17 protein-coding genes are annotated in these 15,389 nt (G+C 61.2%); 12 read left to right on the forward strand and 5 right to left on the reverse strand.

Annotated elements, in window-relative coordinates; genetic code table 11:
• Positions 1 to 140: 140 nt before the first annotated feature.
• The 5 genes from KPG71_RS05175 to KPG71_RS05195 all read right to left on the reverse strand — a co-directional run bounded on the left by KPG71_RS05175 (position 141) and on the right by KPG71_RS05195 (position 4,386).
• A complete protein-coding gene (locus KPG71_RS05175) occupies positions 141 to 1,550 on the reverse strand; it encodes an aminotransferase class I/II-fold pyridoxal phosphate-dependent enzyme (protein WP_253196101.1) in 1,410 nt (469 codons plus the stop codon).
• A 134-nt stretch (positions 1,551 to 1,684) separates the two neighbouring features.
• On the reverse strand, positions 1,685 to 2,317 hold the full coding sequence (locus KPG71_RS05180) for a Hint domain-containing protein (RefSeq protein ID WP_301182885.1): 633 nt from the start codon (positions 2,315 to 2,317) through the stop codon (positions 1,685 to 1,687).
• 199 nt (positions 2,318 to 2,516) lie between these two features.
• Positions 2,517 to 3,575, reverse strand: coding sequence for a YeeE/YedE family protein (locus tag KPG71_RS05185; protein ID WP_216337051.1), 1,059 nt, complete (start codon positions 3,573 to 3,575; stop codon positions 2,517 to 2,519).
• 32 nt (positions 3,576 to 3,607) lie between these two features.
• Complete coding sequence (locus tag KPG71_RS05190) at positions 3,608 to 3,961, reverse strand: helix-turn-helix transcriptional regulator (RefSeq protein WP_216337052.1); 354 nt, start codon at positions 3,959 to 3,961, stop codon at positions 3,608 to 3,610.
• 44 nt (positions 3,962 to 4,005) lie between these two features.
• Positions 4,006 to 4,386, reverse strand: coding sequence for a thioredoxin family protein (locus KPG71_RS05195; protein ID WP_253196102.1), 381 nt, complete (start codon positions 4,384 to 4,386; stop codon positions 4,006 to 4,008).
• A gap of 72 nt (positions 4,387 to 4,458) precedes the next feature.
• Between KPG71_RS05195 and KPG71_RS05200 the strand changes: the two genes are divergently transcribed.
• The 12 genes from KPG71_RS05200 to KPG71_RS05255 all read left to right on the forward strand — a co-directional run bounded on the left by KPG71_RS05200 (position 4,459) and on the right by KPG71_RS05255 (position 15,237).
• Positions 4,459 to 5,196 (forward strand): cytochrome c biogenesis CcdA family protein, encoded by a 738-nt coding sequence (locus tag KPG71_RS05200; protein ID WP_216337053.1) that lies wholly within the window; start codon positions 4,459 to 4,461, stop codon positions 5,194 to 5,196.
• A 38-nt stretch (positions 5,197 to 5,234) separates the two neighbouring features.
• A complete protein-coding gene (locus tag KPG71_RS05205) occupies positions 5,235 to 5,819 on the forward strand; it encodes a thioredoxin family protein (protein ID WP_216337054.1) in 585 nt (194 codons plus the stop codon).
• Between the two features lie 122 nt (positions 5,820 to 5,941).
• Positions 5,942 to 6,421 carry a sulfur oxidation c-type cytochrome SoxX gene (soxX, locus tag KPG71_RS05210; protein WP_216337055.1) on the forward strand — a complete coding sequence of 160 codons (480 nt, stop codon included), beginning with the start codon at positions 5,942 to 5,944 and terminating at the stop codon, positions 6,419 to 6,421.
• A 28-nt stretch (positions 6,422 to 6,449) separates the two neighbouring features.
• Positions 6,450 to 6,869: a thiosulfate oxidation carrier protein SoxY gene (soxY, locus tag KPG71_RS05215; RefSeq protein ID WP_216337056.1), complete on the forward strand. Its 420-nt coding sequence runs from the start codon at positions 6,450 to 6,452 to the stop codon at positions 6,867 to 6,869.
• A gap of 19 nt (positions 6,870 to 6,888) precedes the next feature.
• A complete protein-coding gene (gene soxZ, locus KPG71_RS05220) occupies positions 6,889 to 7,218 on the forward strand; it encodes a thiosulfate oxidation carrier complex protein SoxZ (protein WP_073034869.1) in 330 nt (109 codons plus the stop codon).
• A 70-nt stretch (positions 7,219 to 7,288) separates the two neighbouring features.
• A complete protein-coding gene (gene soxA / locus KPG71_RS05225; RefSeq protein ID WP_216337057.1) occupies positions 7,289 to 8,143 on the forward strand; it encodes a sulfur oxidation c-type cytochrome SoxA in 855 nt (284 codons plus the stop codon).
• 136 nt (positions 8,144 to 8,279) lie between these two features.
• Complete coding sequence (soxB, locus tag KPG71_RS05230) at positions 8,280 to 9,977, forward strand: thiosulfohydrolase SoxB (RefSeq protein ID WP_216337058.1); 1,698 nt, start codon at positions 8,280 to 8,282, stop codon at positions 9,975 to 9,977.
• An 86-nt stretch (positions 9,978 to 10,063) separates the two neighbouring features.
• A complete protein-coding gene (soxC, locus tag KPG71_RS05235; RefSeq protein WP_216337059.1) occupies positions 10,064 to 11,347 on the forward strand; it encodes a sulfite dehydrogenase in 1,284 nt (427 codons plus the stop codon).
• Positions 11,331 to 12,542 (forward strand): c-type cytochrome, encoded by a 1,212-nt coding sequence (locus KPG71_RS05240; RefSeq protein ID WP_216337060.1) that lies wholly within the window; start codon positions 11,331 to 11,333, stop codon positions 12,540 to 12,542. The genes soxC and KPG71_RS05240 overlap by 17 nt, the downstream gene beginning before the upstream one ends.
• Positions 12,543 to 12,647: 105 nt before the next feature.
• Positions 12,648 to 13,241 carry a thioredoxin family protein gene (locus KPG71_RS05245; RefSeq protein ID WP_216337061.1) on the forward strand — a complete coding sequence of 198 codons (594 nt, stop codon included), beginning with the start codon at positions 12,648 to 12,650 and terminating at the stop codon, positions 13,239 to 13,241.
• Positions 13,231 to 13,935 (forward strand): c-type cytochrome, encoded by a 705-nt coding sequence (locus KPG71_RS05250; RefSeq protein ID WP_216337215.1) that lies wholly within the window; start codon positions 13,231 to 13,233, stop codon positions 13,933 to 13,935. The genes KPG71_RS05245 and KPG71_RS05250 overlap by 11 nt, the downstream gene beginning before the upstream one ends.
• Before the next feature lie 39 nt (positions 13,936 to 13,974).
• Entirely contained in the window at positions 13,975 to 15,237 is a 1,263-nt protein-coding gene (locus KPG71_RS05255) for an NAD(P)/FAD-dependent oxidoreductase (RefSeq protein WP_216337062.1), read from the forward strand.
• The last annotated feature ends 152 nt before the right edge of the window (positions 15,238 to 15,389 follow it).

Genomic DNA, 15,389 nt, shown 5'->3' on the forward strand with positions numbered 1-15,389 from the left:
ACAAGCCTTTTCGTCCGATTTTTGCCGGATTGCCGCAGTGTAGCGGACGGAAGGCCCGTTGTAAGCGTGATCCGGACGCGCCGGTCCGGGAGCCGTCGAAGATGCCGTTTCAGCGAGTATACAATCGCTCGGGCGTGATGTCAGAGGGGGGCTGCCAGCCGGTCGAGCGTTTGTAGGATGTCCTCGCGGGTGGTCAGCGGGTTGATGGTGCAGAGCCGCAGCGCCGAGCGATCCTTGAGCATGGTCGAGGACAATGTGGCGAAACCCGATTCGGACAGCCGCGCGGCCCGTGCGGCGTGACCGGCGGCGTCCGATCCGCGATGAGCGAAACACACCACGCCCAATTGCGCGGGGGTGATCACCTCCCAGGTGTCGGGCTGGCTGCGCAGGTGGGTTTCGGTGAATTCGGCCAGCTCGATGCCCCGCGCCACGGCATCGCGAAACGCCTGAGCGCCGTAGGTGCGCAGCGACATCCAGAGCTTGAGCGCACGGGAGCGGCGGGACAGTTCCAGCGAGCGGTTGCCGTAGTTCACCTGGCCCCCCGTTGCCTGAACGTCGCGCAGGTATTCCGGGTTCATGGAAAAGCAGCGCTCCAGCGCGCCGGGGCGGGTGACGAGGCACAGGCCCAGATCGTAAGGCTGGAAAAACCATTTATGCGGGTCCAGCACCACGGAATCCGCGCGCTCCAGTCCGTGCAGGACGGCGCGGCCCGGTTCGGTGATCGCGGCGGGTGCGCCATAGGCCCCGTCCACATGCATCCACATGCCGTGTTCGGCGCAGATGTCGGCGATGGCGTCCAGCGGGTCGGTTGCGCCGGTATTGGTGCTGCCGGCGGTGGCCACGACCATCATCGGGCGGCGGCCCGCGGCGATGTCGTCCGCGATGGCGTTGCGCAGGGTATCGGCGGACATGCGCAAGGCGTCGTCCGAGGGCAGGATGCGGATTTCGTCCTCGGACAGGCCCATCTGGCGCAGGTTGCGGGGCAGGGAGGAATGCGTCTGATCGGTCAGGTAGGCCACGCCGTGCCCGATCTCGGAGCGTGCGACGCAGAAGCCCGTGAAATTGCCCAGTGAGCCGCCCGACAGCAGGACGCCCTCGGTTCGGTCGGGCAGGCCCAGCATTTGCGCGACCCACGAGCAGACGGTGGTTTCCACCACCGCCGGGCCCGATCCGCCGCCCCAGCTGGCGCAGATGGTGTTGAAGCCGGTGCCCATCCAGTCGCCCAGGATCGCGGCGAAAGAGGCGGGGCCGGGCACGCGGGCGAAATAGCGCGGATGGTCGCCGTGCTGCATGTTCTGCATCACCACCTGCGCCATCAGATCCAGCGTCGCATCGGGATCGACCGGGGCTTCGGGGAGGTCGCCGCCGAGCCGTGCGGTCAGATCGTCGGCATCGCCCGTGGTGATCACGGATTCGGCATTGCGGCGTTCGAACCGGTCGACGACCATATCGACGACCCTGTGACCCAGCCGACGCATCTGCTCGGCGGTCATGCCCATCGTGTCGGGGGGGATGGCGAAAGGATCGGTCTGAGTGGAATCGTCGGGCATCATTGGCGTCCTTGCTTTGCTCAAGGCTTTGCCTGTCGGGCGCCGAATTGCAAGGGGGCGGGCAGGGTGGGACGCCGAGCGCGTGCTGGCATCCCGGCGCAGTGCGCAGGTATTCGCGAATCGCGGTTGTGCGCTCAGGCGACGGTGTCGAGGCAGGGCAGGCAGGTGCGCGCGGGTGGTTGCAACTCGACGGGCTGATGGCCCTGTGCCGCGAAATGGACCAGGACCTGTGTTTCGCGATCGTGGATCAGCGCCTGTGTATTGGTGCGATCGAGGCGGAAGCTTTCAGACCATGTATTGTCGGACAGGATGACCTCGTGCCGGTCGAACAGCACATGGACATAGGTCTGCCGGGCCGGGGCGGTGCGCGAAATACCGGGACGGCCCAGCAGGGCGCGCGCCTCGATCAGGGCTTCGGTTTCGTTCAGGGCGGACAAAAGCGCCGGATCGGTTGTGAGGAACCGGTGCCGGGGGGACACGATCATGTCCTGCGCGGGCAGGCCGGGGCCGAGGGCATCCGCCCGGATCAGAATCGGGGCCTGCGCGGGATCGCTGCGCTGAGTTGCGGCGCTGCATGTTCGCTGACCGATCCAGACGACCGGTTGAAACCCGCTGTCGCGGGTCAGGACACGATCATCGGGTTTCAGATCGTTGACGGCGCAACGACCTGTCGTCGTGGTGATCATCGTGCCCGGTGTGAAACAGGTGACGGCGTTTCCGCCACGGCCTGTTTTTCCAGATATTTCTGGCGTTGTTCTGATTTGCATGCCTTGCCCGAACCTCGATTACTCTTACAACGTGGCGCGGCCGCGCCGGATACACTGCGGAGATTTCTGCAACGTGCAGGGCGTTCCGCCGGACGCGCTTGTCAGTGTGACGTCCGTTTGTGGCGGGAATTGGGACATTTTCGGGACTGGATTTGACGATGCACGGACAGGGCGCATGCCTGAGCCGTGGTGGCGGGCGTTATTCGGCGGGCTGGAAGCCTTCGATCAGCTGGCGCAGGCCGAGGGCCGCGCCGGCGATGATCGCGAGGAACGTCACGGGGGCGGAATAGCTGAGGACGGAAAAGGCCGACAGGCCTTGCCCCACGGTGCAGCCCATGGCCAGCACCGCGCCCGCGCCCATGAGTGCCGCGCCACTCATCTGGCGGCGCAGTTCGCGGGGGTCTTCGCAGGCTTCCCACCGGAAATGCCCCTTGATCAGCGAGCCGATGAAGGCCCCGAGCGCAACGCCCGTGACCGACCCCACCGCGAAGGACGGGGCGCGGGCCGAGGCGGTCATGAGGTAGAGCAGGGATTCACCGACCGGGGCCGAGAAGCTGTGCGAGACCACGGGCATGGCGGTAAAGCCGGTGGTCGCCACCCAATAGCTGCCCGCCCAACCGGCGGTGATCGCCAGACCCACGGCACAGGCCCAGAGGATCGACTTGGGTTCGGTGATCAGCGTGCGCGAGGCCAGCGCGCCCAGGGCGATCAGCGCGCCGATGGCGATCCCCAGCGGGGCCAGCGGCAGGCCGGTCTGCCGGGCGGCCAGATGGATCAGGCCGGGGGGCAGGCCATTTGTGACCTCTTCCTGAAAGAACGCCATGTTCCGCAGGTAGGACACGGGGCCATACAGCACGATATAGGCCGAAACGCCCATCACGATCACGATGACGAAGGCGCGGATATCGCCGCCGCCGAGCCGTGCGATACAGCCGTATCCGCAGTTTCCGGCCAGCGCCATGCCATAGCCGAACATCAGCCCGCCCAGGATCGAGGCCAGCGGCATCCAGCGAATCGAGAGGTAGAACGACTGTTCCGGGGCCATCATTCCGGCACCTGTCAGGGCGAAGGTGCCCATCATGGCGACGCCGATGGCCAGAATCCACATCCGCATCCGCACCGTCGAGCCGCCATAAAGCATGTCTTCGATGGCGCCCATGGTGCAAAAGCGCCCCATCCGGGCCGCCAGCCCCAGCAGAATGCCGGAAGCCGCCCCGATCAGCGCGACGAGCGTATTGTCTGTGATGAATTCGAACATGGCGCGGTCCCCTGGCCCCGAGGTGACACGCGTCAGGCCCGTGCAGCCTCGGAATCTTCGGAGCAGAATAACTCATACACGAGTTCGAGTACACGGCGTGGCCGGTTATCGGCCAGACGATAATAGATCGCCTTGCCTTCGCGCCGGGGCACGACCAGCCCTTCGAGCCTCAGGCGCGACAGTTGTTGCGACACGGCGGCCTGACGCGCCGACAGGAGGTCTTCCAGTTCGGTGACGGATTTTTCGCCGCTGACAAGGTGGCACAGGATCATCAACCGGCCTTCGTGACTGATCGCCTTGAGGAAGTTCGATGCATTGGTCGCGTTCTCGACCATGCGGTCCATCTCGGCGTCGGTCAGCGAAGTGTCGAAAACTGGAAGTGCCATTTGTCCCGGTTCCGTTTTTTTTTGCCCGTTTCGGGCGTTCGTGATCAGTTCGTGCGTGGTTGTTGCGGGTAATCGGTGTGTTTTTCAAGCAGCATCCCGAGAACCCCCCAAAAGAAATCTTCGCCCGGATAGCCTTCGATCCGGCCCAGTTCCTGCCCGCCATCGACCAGAACGAAGGTCGGCGTAAAGGTCACGGGGCGGTTGAACTCAATACCGTCCGGCGGGGCGTCCTGAATCGAAACCATGCGCAGCGGCGCATAGATGCCTTCGGGCGTCTTTGGGTAGATCGGGCCCAGATCGGTTTTCCATTCGATGCAGTAATGGCAGCCCGCGCGTTCGACCATGATCAGTTCGACGGCATGGGAAACAGACGCCATGAGCAGCCAGATGAGCGACGAGAGAACGGTAAATTTACGCAGGGCCATTGAGGAACCGATTGAAGTTGGATATTCACAAAACATAATTTGAATATGTTGAGTTAACAAGGAGCTTCGAGGATGCTGGAAATTTCCTATGCGGGGGCAGCACTTGCCGGGCTCTTGTCATTCTTTACACCCTGCATCCTGCCGATGGTGCCGTTTTACCTGTGCTACATGGCAGGGCTTTCGATGAACGAGCTGCGCGGCGAGGACGACATCGCGCCGGGGGCGCAGAAACGTCTTGTGGTGTCGGCCGTTTTCTTTGCCCTGGGTGTGACGACGATCTTCGTGTTGCTGGGCATGGGGGCGACGGCGCTTGGGCAGGCCTTCGCGCAATGGCGCCAGCCGCTAAGCTATGTCGCGGCGGGCATTCTGCTGCTGTTTGGTCTGCATTTCCTTGGAATCCTGCGCATCCCGCTGCTCTATCGCGAGGCGCGCATGGAAAGCAGCGCCGAACCGACGACGATCATCGGCGCGTATCTGATGGGGCTGGCCTTTGGCTTTGGCTGGACGCCCTGCGTGGGCCCGGCGCTGGCGGCGATCCTGATGGTGGCCAGCGGCATGGGGAGCCTGGCCGAGGGGGCGCTGTTGCTGCTGGTCTATGGGTTGGGGATGACCGCGCCGTTCATCGTGGCGGCGTTTTTCGCGCGCCCGTTCCTGAACTGGATTCAGAGCAAGCGGAAATACATGGGCTATGTCGAAAAGGTCATGGGGGGGATGCTGATCCTGTTCGCTGTTCTGATCGCGACAGACGCTGTTAACCTGATCGCGGATATGATGATTCGATGGTTCCCCGGATTCCAGTCGATCGGATGATCGGATCGCGCAATGACAGAACGATGGGAGGATTGATTATGAAACGTATGATTTTGGCTCTGGCTGTGCTCTTGGGTGGACTGGCAATGCCTGCTGTCGCGGCGGAACTGGGCGATGACGGCCTGCACAAAGAGGACTGGATGCGCGAGACATTCCTCGACCTGCGCGAGGATCTGGCCGAAGCGGGCGCCGAGGGCAAGCGCATGGCGCTGATGATCGAGCAGCGCGGGTGCATCTATTGCAAGAAAATGCATGAAGAGGTGTATCCGCAGGAGGATATCGCGGAATATATTCGGGAAAACTACTTTGTCGTGCAATTGAACCTGCATGGCGACCGGGAAGTGACCGATCTGGATGGCGAATCCATGTCCGAGAAAGACCTGCTGCGTAAATGGGGGATTCTGTTCACGCCGACGGTGATCTACCTGCCCGAAGAAGTGAAAGAGGGTAAATCTGCCAAGGATGCCGCCGTCGCGATCATGCCGGGCGCGTTTTCGAAAAGCACGGCGTTGGATATGTATGTCTGGGTCAATGAAAAGCGTTACGAGATCGAAAACGGTGAGGATTTTCAAAGGTATCATGCGCGGCGCATCAAGGAGCGTCAGGCCGGGCAAGATCAGTAAAGATACGGCGCTGAACGGGAAATAATTCACAAACCTGAATTTGTTGTTGCGTAGCGTGTGGCTGGTAGCCTACTGTATACCGAGCTATCGCAGCAAAGAACATGGTAGCTATGGGAGGAAACATGAAGCTTTCAACAACACTTCTGGCGGCAACGGTGCTTGCGGCCGGCTCTGCAATGGCCGAACCGGTTGCCCCGGCGGATGTGCAGTTTGACGAATATGGCGCTGTCGCCGAATCTCTGACCGGCCAGCCGGGAGATCCGGAGAACGGCGCGATGGTCATGAAGACCAAGTCGATCGGCAACTGTATTTCCTGTCACGAGGTCACCGCGCTGAATGACGCGCCGTTCCATGGCGAAATCGGGCCGACGCTGGATGGCGTCGCCGACCGCTGGAGCGAGGCTGAAATCCGCGGAATCGTGTCCAACGCCAAGAATACCTATCCGGATACGATGATGCCGGCCTATTATAAGGTTGATGGTTTCGTACGGCCGGGCAACGCCTATACCGGCAAAGCCCCTGAGGGTCCGCTGGACCCGCTGCTGTCGGCCCAGCAAATCGAAGACGTGGTCGCCTTCCTTGTCACTCTCAAGGAACAGTGATCCGGTTACGCTCATCAAGGAGATGAAGATGCAATTCACACGACGCGAAACTATGGCACTCGGGGCCGCCGCTGCGGCGGTGACCGTGCTGCCCATGCCTGCCATGGCCTCGGCCGTGGACGACATGATCAATGAATTCACCGGCGGTGCCGACGTGGCCGAGGGCGGTGTCGATCTGGACGCGCCCGAGATCGCGGAAAACGGCAACACGGTTCCGATCGAGGTCGGGGCCGATGGCGCCGAGGCGATCATGGTGCTGGCCGCCGGCAACCCGACCCCCGGTGTGGCGACCTTTACCTTTGGCGCGCTGGCCGGTGCGCACCGCGCCAAGACCCGTATCCGCCTTGCCGGTACGCAGGACGTGGTAGCTGTGGCCAAGATGGCCGATGGCAGCTTTGCCAAGGTTTCGAAGACCGTGAAGGTCACCATCGGCGGCTGCGGCGGCTAAGCGAGAAGGAGACAGTACAATGGCAAAAGGTGTACGCCCCCGCGTGAAAGTTCCCAAGTCGGCAGATGCCGGCGAGGTGATCGTCATCAAGACGCTGATCAGCCACAAGATGGAATCGGGTCAGCGCAAGGACAGCGACGGCAATACCATTCCGCGTTCGATCATCAATCGTTTCACCTGTGAGTTCAACGGCCAGAGCGTCGTGGAGGTCAAGATGGAGCCTGCGATTTCGACCAACCCGTATTTCGAGTTCGAGGCCCAGGTGCCCGAAGCCGGTGAATTCAAGTTCACCTGGTACGATGATGACGGCGACGTGTACGAAGACGTCAAGGCGGTTTCGGTCGGCTGATCGTTGAAAACTATAAAGGCGCCCTGCCGGTCCCGACCGGGCGGGCAGGGCAGCCCAAGGGAGGAAACGTATGAAATTCAATGCAATGACAGCAGTGGCCGCAGTTATGCTGGCTGTGCCAGGCATGGCCTCGGCGGATCCGGACGATGATAAGCTGATCATCAACGGCGAAACCGAGATCGTGACCAAGGCACCGCTGCCCGCTCATATGGAAGAGGCCAACATGGACATGATCATGTCCGGCTGGCACTTCCGCTCGGACGAAACCCAGGTTCTGGAAATGGATGATTTCGACAACCCCGGTATGGTCTTCGTCGAAATCGGCCAGGAGCAGTGGGATACCGTCGAAGGGTCCGAGGGCAAGTCCTGTGCCTCGTGCCATGAAGGCCCCGAAAGCATGACCGGCGTTCGCGCCGTTTATCCCAAGTGGAACGAGAATGCGGGCGAAGTCCGTACGCTCGCCATGCAGATCAACGCCTGCCGCGAAGAAAACATGGGGGCCGAACCCTATGGGTACACCAGCGGCCAGATGGCCAACATGGAAGCCCTGATCACGCTGCAATCGCGTGGGATGCCGGTGGATGTGGCCATTGACGGCCCGGCGAAAGAGACCTGGGAGAAGGGCAAGGAAATCTACTATACCCGTTACGGTCAGCTGGAACTGAGCTGCTCCAATTGCCATGAGGACAATTACGGGAACATGATCCGCGCCGACCACCTGAGTCAGGGGCAGATCAACGGATTTCCGACCTATCGCCTGAAGAACACCAAGCTGAATACGGTTCACGCGCGGTTCAAGGGATGCGTGCGGGATACCCGCGCCGAGACCTTCAAGCCGGGTGGCGAGGAGTTCGTGGCGCTTGAGCTTTATGTTGCGAGCCGCGGTAATGGCCTGTCGGTCGAAGGTCCGTCGGTCCGCAACTGATCTGATACTGGCCGGGGCGGCCCCGTCGCCCCGGCTTGCCGCTGCCTGCATGACATTGAAATTCGGGGCCTTCGGGCCAAGCCGCATCCGGAAGGCCGGGCGCGGGCAGGGTTAACTTTAACTATCGGAGACTGAAATGATCTCTCGTCGCGATTTTCTACAGGTCAGCATGGCGGCCTCGGCGATGGTGGGCGCAAGCGGGTTTGGCAACTGGGCCAGGCTGGCGGCGCAGCAGACGCTGACGCAAGACCAGTTGTTGGAGTTCGACACGTTCGGGAACGTGTCGCTGATCCATGTGACCGATATCCACGCCCAGTTGAAACCGATCTATTTCCGCGAGCCGGAGATCAATATCGGGGTCGGTGGCAACAAGGGCGAGGTGCCCCATGTCACCGGGGCGGATTTCCGCAAGATGTACGGGATCGAAGACGGCAGCCCGTCGCATTACGCACTGACCTACAACGATTTCTCGTCGCTGGCCAAGGAATACGGCCGCGTTGGCGGTCTGGATCGTGTGGCGACGGTAATCAATTCGATCCGGGCCGCGCGCCCCGATGCGCTGTTGCTGGATGGTGGCGACACGTGGCACGGGTCCTACACCTGCTATCAGACCGCGGGTCAGGACATGGTCAACGTGATGAACGCGCTCAAGCCCGATGCGATGACCTTCCACTGGGAATTCACCCTTGGGCAGGACCGGGTGCGCGAAATCGTCGAAGGCCTGCCCTTTGCCGCGCTTGGGCAGAATATTTTCGATGCGGAATGGGACGAGCCGGCGGAAGATTTCAAACCCTATGAATTCTTTGAGCGCGGCGGCGTGAAGATCGCCGTGATCGGTCAGGCCTTCCCGTATATGCCGATCGCCAATCCGGGATGGATGTTCCCCGATTACAGCTTCGGCATCCGTGACGAGCATATGCAGCAGATGGTCGACGAGGTGCGCGAGCAGGGTGCCGAACTGGTCGTTTGCCTGAGCCATAACGGCTTTGACGTGGACAAGAAAATGGCCGGCGTGGTCAAGGGGATCGACGTGATCCTGTCGGGGCATACCCATGATGCGCTGCCCGAGCCGGTGCTGGTGGGCGATACGATCATCATCGCCAGCGGGTCGAACGGGAAATTCATCAGCCGCGTCGATCTGGATGTGCGCGACGGGCGGATGATGGGGTTCCGCCACAAGCTGATCCCGATTTTCAGCGACGTGATCGAGCCCGATGCCGAGGTGGCCGCCCTGATCAACGAACAGCGTGCGCCCTATCAGGCCGAACTGGACGAGGTGATCGGCCAGACCGACAGCCTGCTGTATCGTCGTGGTAACTTCAACGGGTCCTGGGACGATCTGATTTGCGATGCGTTGCTGAGTGAGCGCGATGCCGAGATCGCCATGAGCCCGGGTGTGCGTTGGGGGCCCAGCATCGTGCCCGGCGGCGACATCACGCGCGAAGATATATGGAACGTCACCTCGATGACCTATGGCAAGGCCTATCGCAGCGAGATGACCGGCGAGTTCATCAAGGTGATCCTTGAAGACGTGGCCGACAACATCTTCAATCCCGATCCCTACTACCAGCAGGGCGGGGACATGGTGCGGATCGGCGGTATGGGCTATTCCATCGACGTTTCCAAACCGCAAGGCGAACGGATTTCCGACATGACGTTGCTGAGCACGGGCGAGCCGATCGACCCGGCGCGCAATTATGTCGTGGCCGGTTGGGCCAGCGTGAACGAAGGCACCGAAGGGCCGCAGATCTGGGACGTGGTCGAAAGCCATATCCGCAAGCTCGGCACGGTTTCGCTGGAGCCGAACACAAGTGTGAAGGTCAGCGGCACGTAATTCGTGCCGCGACCGTTTGACGGATACCGTGGATTCATCATATTCACGTAAGCGAATTTGATGTTGTAAGAGGAGGCTAAGGACAGATGACAGCCGACAACGAAAAGAAAGGGGCCTCGCGCCGCGCGTTCCTGAAGGGCGCTGTGGCGGCCGGAGGGGCGGTTGCCGGGGCCGGAATGGCCCGCGCGGCCGGGCCTGACCCGCTGATCACCGAAGTGCAGGAATGGGCGAGCGGACTGGGCGAGGGGGTGGATGCGACGCCGTATGGCATGCCGATCCGGTTCGAGGATGACGTGATCCGCCGCAATGTGGAGTGGCTGACCGCCGATACGATCAGTTCGATCAACTTCACCCCGATCCACGCGCTGGATGGCACGATCACCCCGCAGGGCTGCGCGTTCGAGCGTCACCACTCGGGCGCGATCGAGCTGACGAAGGACGATTACCGCCTGATGATCAACGGGCTGGTCGATAAGCCTTTGGTGTTCACCTACGAGGATCTGGAACGCTTTCCGCGTGAAAACCACGTGTATTTCTGCGAATGCGCGGCAAACACGGGCATGGAATGGGCCGGGGCGCAATTGAATGGCGCGCAGTTTACCCACGGCATGATCCACAACATGGAATATTCCGGTGTGTCCCTGCGCACCCTGCTGACCGAGGCGGGGCTGGCGGCTGCGGGCGATCTGTCGGACAAGTGGGTCTACGTCGAAGGGGCCGATGCCTCGTCGAACGGGCGCTCGATCCCGATGGACAAGGCGCTGGACGATGTTCTGGTCGCCTTCAAGGCCAATGGCGAAGCGCTGCGCAAGGAGCATGGCTATCCCGTGCGCCTGGTCGTTCCCGGTTGGGAAGGCAACATGTGGGTCAAGTGGCTGCGCCGTATCGAAGTGACACATCAGGCCGTCGAAAGCCGCGAGGAAACCTCGAAATACACCGATACGCTGGCCGATGGCACCAGCCGCAAGTGGACCTGGGTCATGGATGCCAAATCGGTCGTCACCAGCCCCAGCCCGCAATCGCCGATCAAGCACGGCCCCGGACCGTTGGTCATCACCGGGCTGGCATGGTCGGGCCACGGTGCGATCACCCGTGTGGATGTCTCGACCGATGGCGGCAAGAACTGGCAGCAGGCCCGCCTTGCGGCAGAGGGCCAGTCCAAGGCGCTGTCGCGTTTCTATCTCGAGATCGAGTGGGACGGCAAAGAGATGCTGTTGCAGTCCCGTGCCCATGATGAAACCGGGTATGTCCAGCCGACCAAGAACGCTTTGCGCGACGTGCGCGGCGAGAATTCGATCTATCACAACAACTGCATCCAGACCTGGTGGGTGAAGGAAAACGGGGAGGCAGAGAATGTCGAAGTCTCTTAAGCTGTACGGGTTGAGCGGGGTCGGCGCGGTCGCTCTTCTGACCGCTGCCTACAATTTCGCGGATCGGAACGTCGCGCCGATGCCGGCCGAGATGCCGATCGTTTCGGCCGATGCCGGGTCGCCGGACATGATGTTCATCGCGGCCGCCCGCGCGGACGAAGCCGCCGAAGCCAAGCGCCTCGGCCTTGGCCGCGAGGCCCTGCCGGAAGAGGTTGCCGCCTGGGATCTGGATGTCAGCCCGGATGGAACGGGGCTGCCCGAAGGGTCGGGCTCGGTCATGGACGGTGAAACGCTGTTCATCGACAACTGCGCGATCTGCCACGGTGATTTTGCCGAAGGCGTGGGCAACTGGCCCAAGCTGGCGGGCGGCGATGACACGCTGGCAGACAAGGACCCGGTGAAAACGGTCGGTTCTTACTGGCCGTACTTGTCGACGGCGTGGGATTATGTGCATCGCTCGATGCCGTTTGGCGCGGCGCAGACCATGTCGGTGGACGATACCTATGCCATCGTGGCCTATATTCTGTATTCCAACTATCTGGTGGACGAGGATTTCGTTCTGACGAACGAAAATTTCCTTGAGGTCGAAATGCCCAATGCCGACGGGTTCATCGTGGATGACCGGGCCGAAACCGAATATCCCCGGTTCAGCGAAGAGGCCTGCATGGAGAACTGCAAGGACAGCGTGGAAATCACCATGCGCGCCGCAGTTCTGGATGTGACTCCCGAAGAAGAAGGGGAAGCCGACGCCGAGGACGCGATGGAAGAGGCCAATGCCGACACCGCTGCCGATGAAAAGATCGAGCAGATGGCGGAGGCCGAACCCGAAGACGCGGCTGCGGAAGAAGCGGTCGCCGAAGAGGTGGCGCTGGACATGGCGCTGGTCGAGGATGGCGAAAAGGTTTTCCGTAAATGCAAGGCTTGCCATCAGGTGGGCGAGGGTGCGAAAAACCGTGTCGGTCCGCAGCTGAATGACGTGATCGGGCGCCACATGGCGGCGGTCGGGGATTTCAAATATTCCAAGACGTTGCAGTCGATGGGCGAGGAAGGTCTGGTCTGGAACGCCGAGACCATGGCGGAATTCCTGTCCGATCCGCGTGGCTATGTCAAAGGCACCAAGATGTCGTTCAACGGCCTGCGCAAGGACGAGGATATCGCCGCGGTGATCGAGTATCTGAAATCCTTTTCGCAATAAGCGGGATGGTGACAGGGCCGGCCAATGTGCCGGCCCTGCTTGATTTGGTCCGGAGCGACCTTCTGGCGTAGACTGTCAGGGTATCCTTTGGGAGGAGGAGATGCCATGCTGACACGCCGTATTTTAATGGCAACGCTGGCCGCCACTGCCGTGGCCGGAAAATGGGCTGTTGCCGCGGAACTGGGTGACGACGGGTTGCACAAGCAGCCGTGGTTCCTGGACAGTTTTCTGGAACTCGGAGACGATCTGGCCCATGCGGCAGACCGGGACAGGCATCTGATGATCCTGTTCGAGCAAAAAGGCTGTCCCTATTGCCGGGAATTGCATCAGGTCAATTTCACCCGCCCCGAGATCACCGAGTACATCAAGTCCAATTTCGATGTCATCCAGCTGAACCTGTGGGGATCACGCGAAGTCATGGATTTTGACGGCGAGGTGCTGGAAGAACGCGATCTGGCGCAGAAATGGGGGGTCAACTATACGCCGACCACCCTTTTGTTCGCGGCTGAATCTGTCGGCGCGCAGAGCGCCCGAGACGCCGAGAGCTTTCGCTTGCCCGGCTATCTGAAGCCGTTCCATTACCTTTCATCGCTGGAATACGTTGAAACCGGTGAATACAGGCAACAACCGTTCCAGCGGTATTTACAGGACAAGTTCGAAGCGCTGGAAAAACAGGGGATTGATCCGGATGTATGGTAATGTGGTGCGGTTTTTGGTGGTGAGTGTGGCTTTGGCGGCACCGGCCCTGGCCGACGAGATCGGCAACGCGGAGCGTGGCAAGGAGATATTTGAACTGTGTGCGGGGTGTCATGAGGTGGGCCGGGGGGCCGAGAACGGCATTGGCCCGCATCTGAACGGACTCTTCGGGCGCAATGCGGGGTCGGTCGCCGAAGGGTTTCGGTATTCCGAAGGCTTGAAGCGTGCCGGGGCGGACGGGTTGGTGTGGCATCTGGACAAACTCGATGCCTACCTGACCCATCCCAAGTTGTTGGTCAGCGACACGCGAATGAATTTCGACGGGTTGGAAGAGCCGCAAGACCGGGCCGATGTGCTGGCCTATCTGCGGATTTACTCGGACAATCCAAGCAACATTCCTGAAGCCGATCCAACGGCGATCCCCGCCGAGGTGGAGTTGCCCGAAGATATCTTGGCATTGGTAGGAGACGCGGAATATGGCGAGTACCTGTCCAGTGAGTGCAAGACCTGCCACCAGGCGGATGGCAACGATGATGGTATCCCGTCGATCACCAACTGGCCGCAAGAGGATTTCGTGATGGCGATGCATGCCTACAAGCGCAAGATCAGGCCACACCCGGTGATGCAGATGATGGCGGGGCGTCTGAGCGACGAAGAGATCGCGGCGCTGGCGGCGTATTTTCGGGACATAGAATAAACTGGAACGATTGGTTGTTTATCACGGGAGGAAACGGAAATGACTCTGAACAGACGAGCCTTTATCGGGACGGGCGCTGCGGCGGCGGCGATGCTGTCTGCCCCGATGCTGGGGGCGCAGAGCAAGCCGCGCGTGGTGGTCGTGGGCGGCGGTGCGGGCGGTGCGACTGCCGCGCGCTACATCGCCAAGGACAGCGATGGTGCGATTGACGTTACGCTGGTCGAGCCCACGCGCGCCTATTACACCTGCTTTTTCTCGAACCTCTACATAGGCGGTTTCCGCGAGTTGAGCAGTATCGGCCATAGCTACGGCACATTGGCTAGCGAGTATGGCGTCAACGTGGTGCATGACTGGGCAGTGGGGATCGACCGCGAGGCGAAAACCGTGACATTGGCGGGGGGCGCGGTGCTGCCTTATGATCGTTTGATCCTGAGTCCGGGCATTGAATTTGTCGAGGGGGCCGTGCCGGGCTGGAGCGTGACCGCGCAGAACAAGATGCCCCATGCCTACAAGGCCGGCAGCCAGACCGAGTTGCTGAAAGCGCAGATCGAATCCATGCCCGAGGGCGGGCTTTATGCCATGATCGCCCCGCCCAACCCGTACCGCTGTCCGCCAGGGCCGTATGAGCGGATCAGCATGGTGGCGCATCTGTTGAAGCAGATCAATCCGACCGCCAAGATCCTGATTGCCGATCCCAAGGAGAAGTTTTCCAAACAGGCGTTGTTCGAGGAGGGCTGGCAGAAGCATTATGGCGGCATGGTCGAACGGATCGGGCCGGATTTCGGGGGTGGCAATGTCAGTGTGAACCCTGATGAGATGACCCTGGATATCGACGGGAGCGTGGAAAACGTCAATGTTTGCAATGTGATACCGGCGCAAAAGGCGGGCCGTATCTGTGACATGGCGGGGATCACCGAGGGGAACTGGGCCCCGGTGGTGCCAGCCACGATGCAAAGCCGGATGGATGAGAACATCCACGTTCTGGGGGATGCGACCAGTCAGGGCGACATGCCGAAATCGGGCTATTCGGCCAACAGCCAGGCCAAGGTCGCGGCGATGGCCGTGCGTGGGGCTCTGACCGCTTCCAAAGTGTTTCCTGCCAAGTTTTCAAACACTTGCTGGAGCCTGATCGACACCGATGACGGGGTCAAGGTGGGGGCGTCCTACGAGGCGACGGAGGAAAAGATCGCCAAGGTGGACGGTTTCATCAGCCAGACCGGCGAGGACGCGGCGCTGCGCAAGGCGACCTACGAGGAATCGGTGGGATGGTATGCCGGGATCACCGAAGACATGTTCGGCTGAGCCTGTCGGGCGTTCGATGAGATCACACCCCCGGCCCGGTGCCGGGGGTGTTTCGTTAACCTTTGGCGCGACTCACCCTGAAACCCCTTGGTTAACAGGATAAATCGCGATCGGTATTGCATCCGTATCACGTCGGTATCGCGTCGGTATTT

Origin of the sequence: Roseovarius sp. PS-C2 (assembly GCF_018862045.1) — a bacterium.
Taxonomy (GTDB): Bacteria; Pseudomonadota; Alphaproteobacteria; order Rhodobacterales; family Rhodobacteraceae; genus Roseovarius.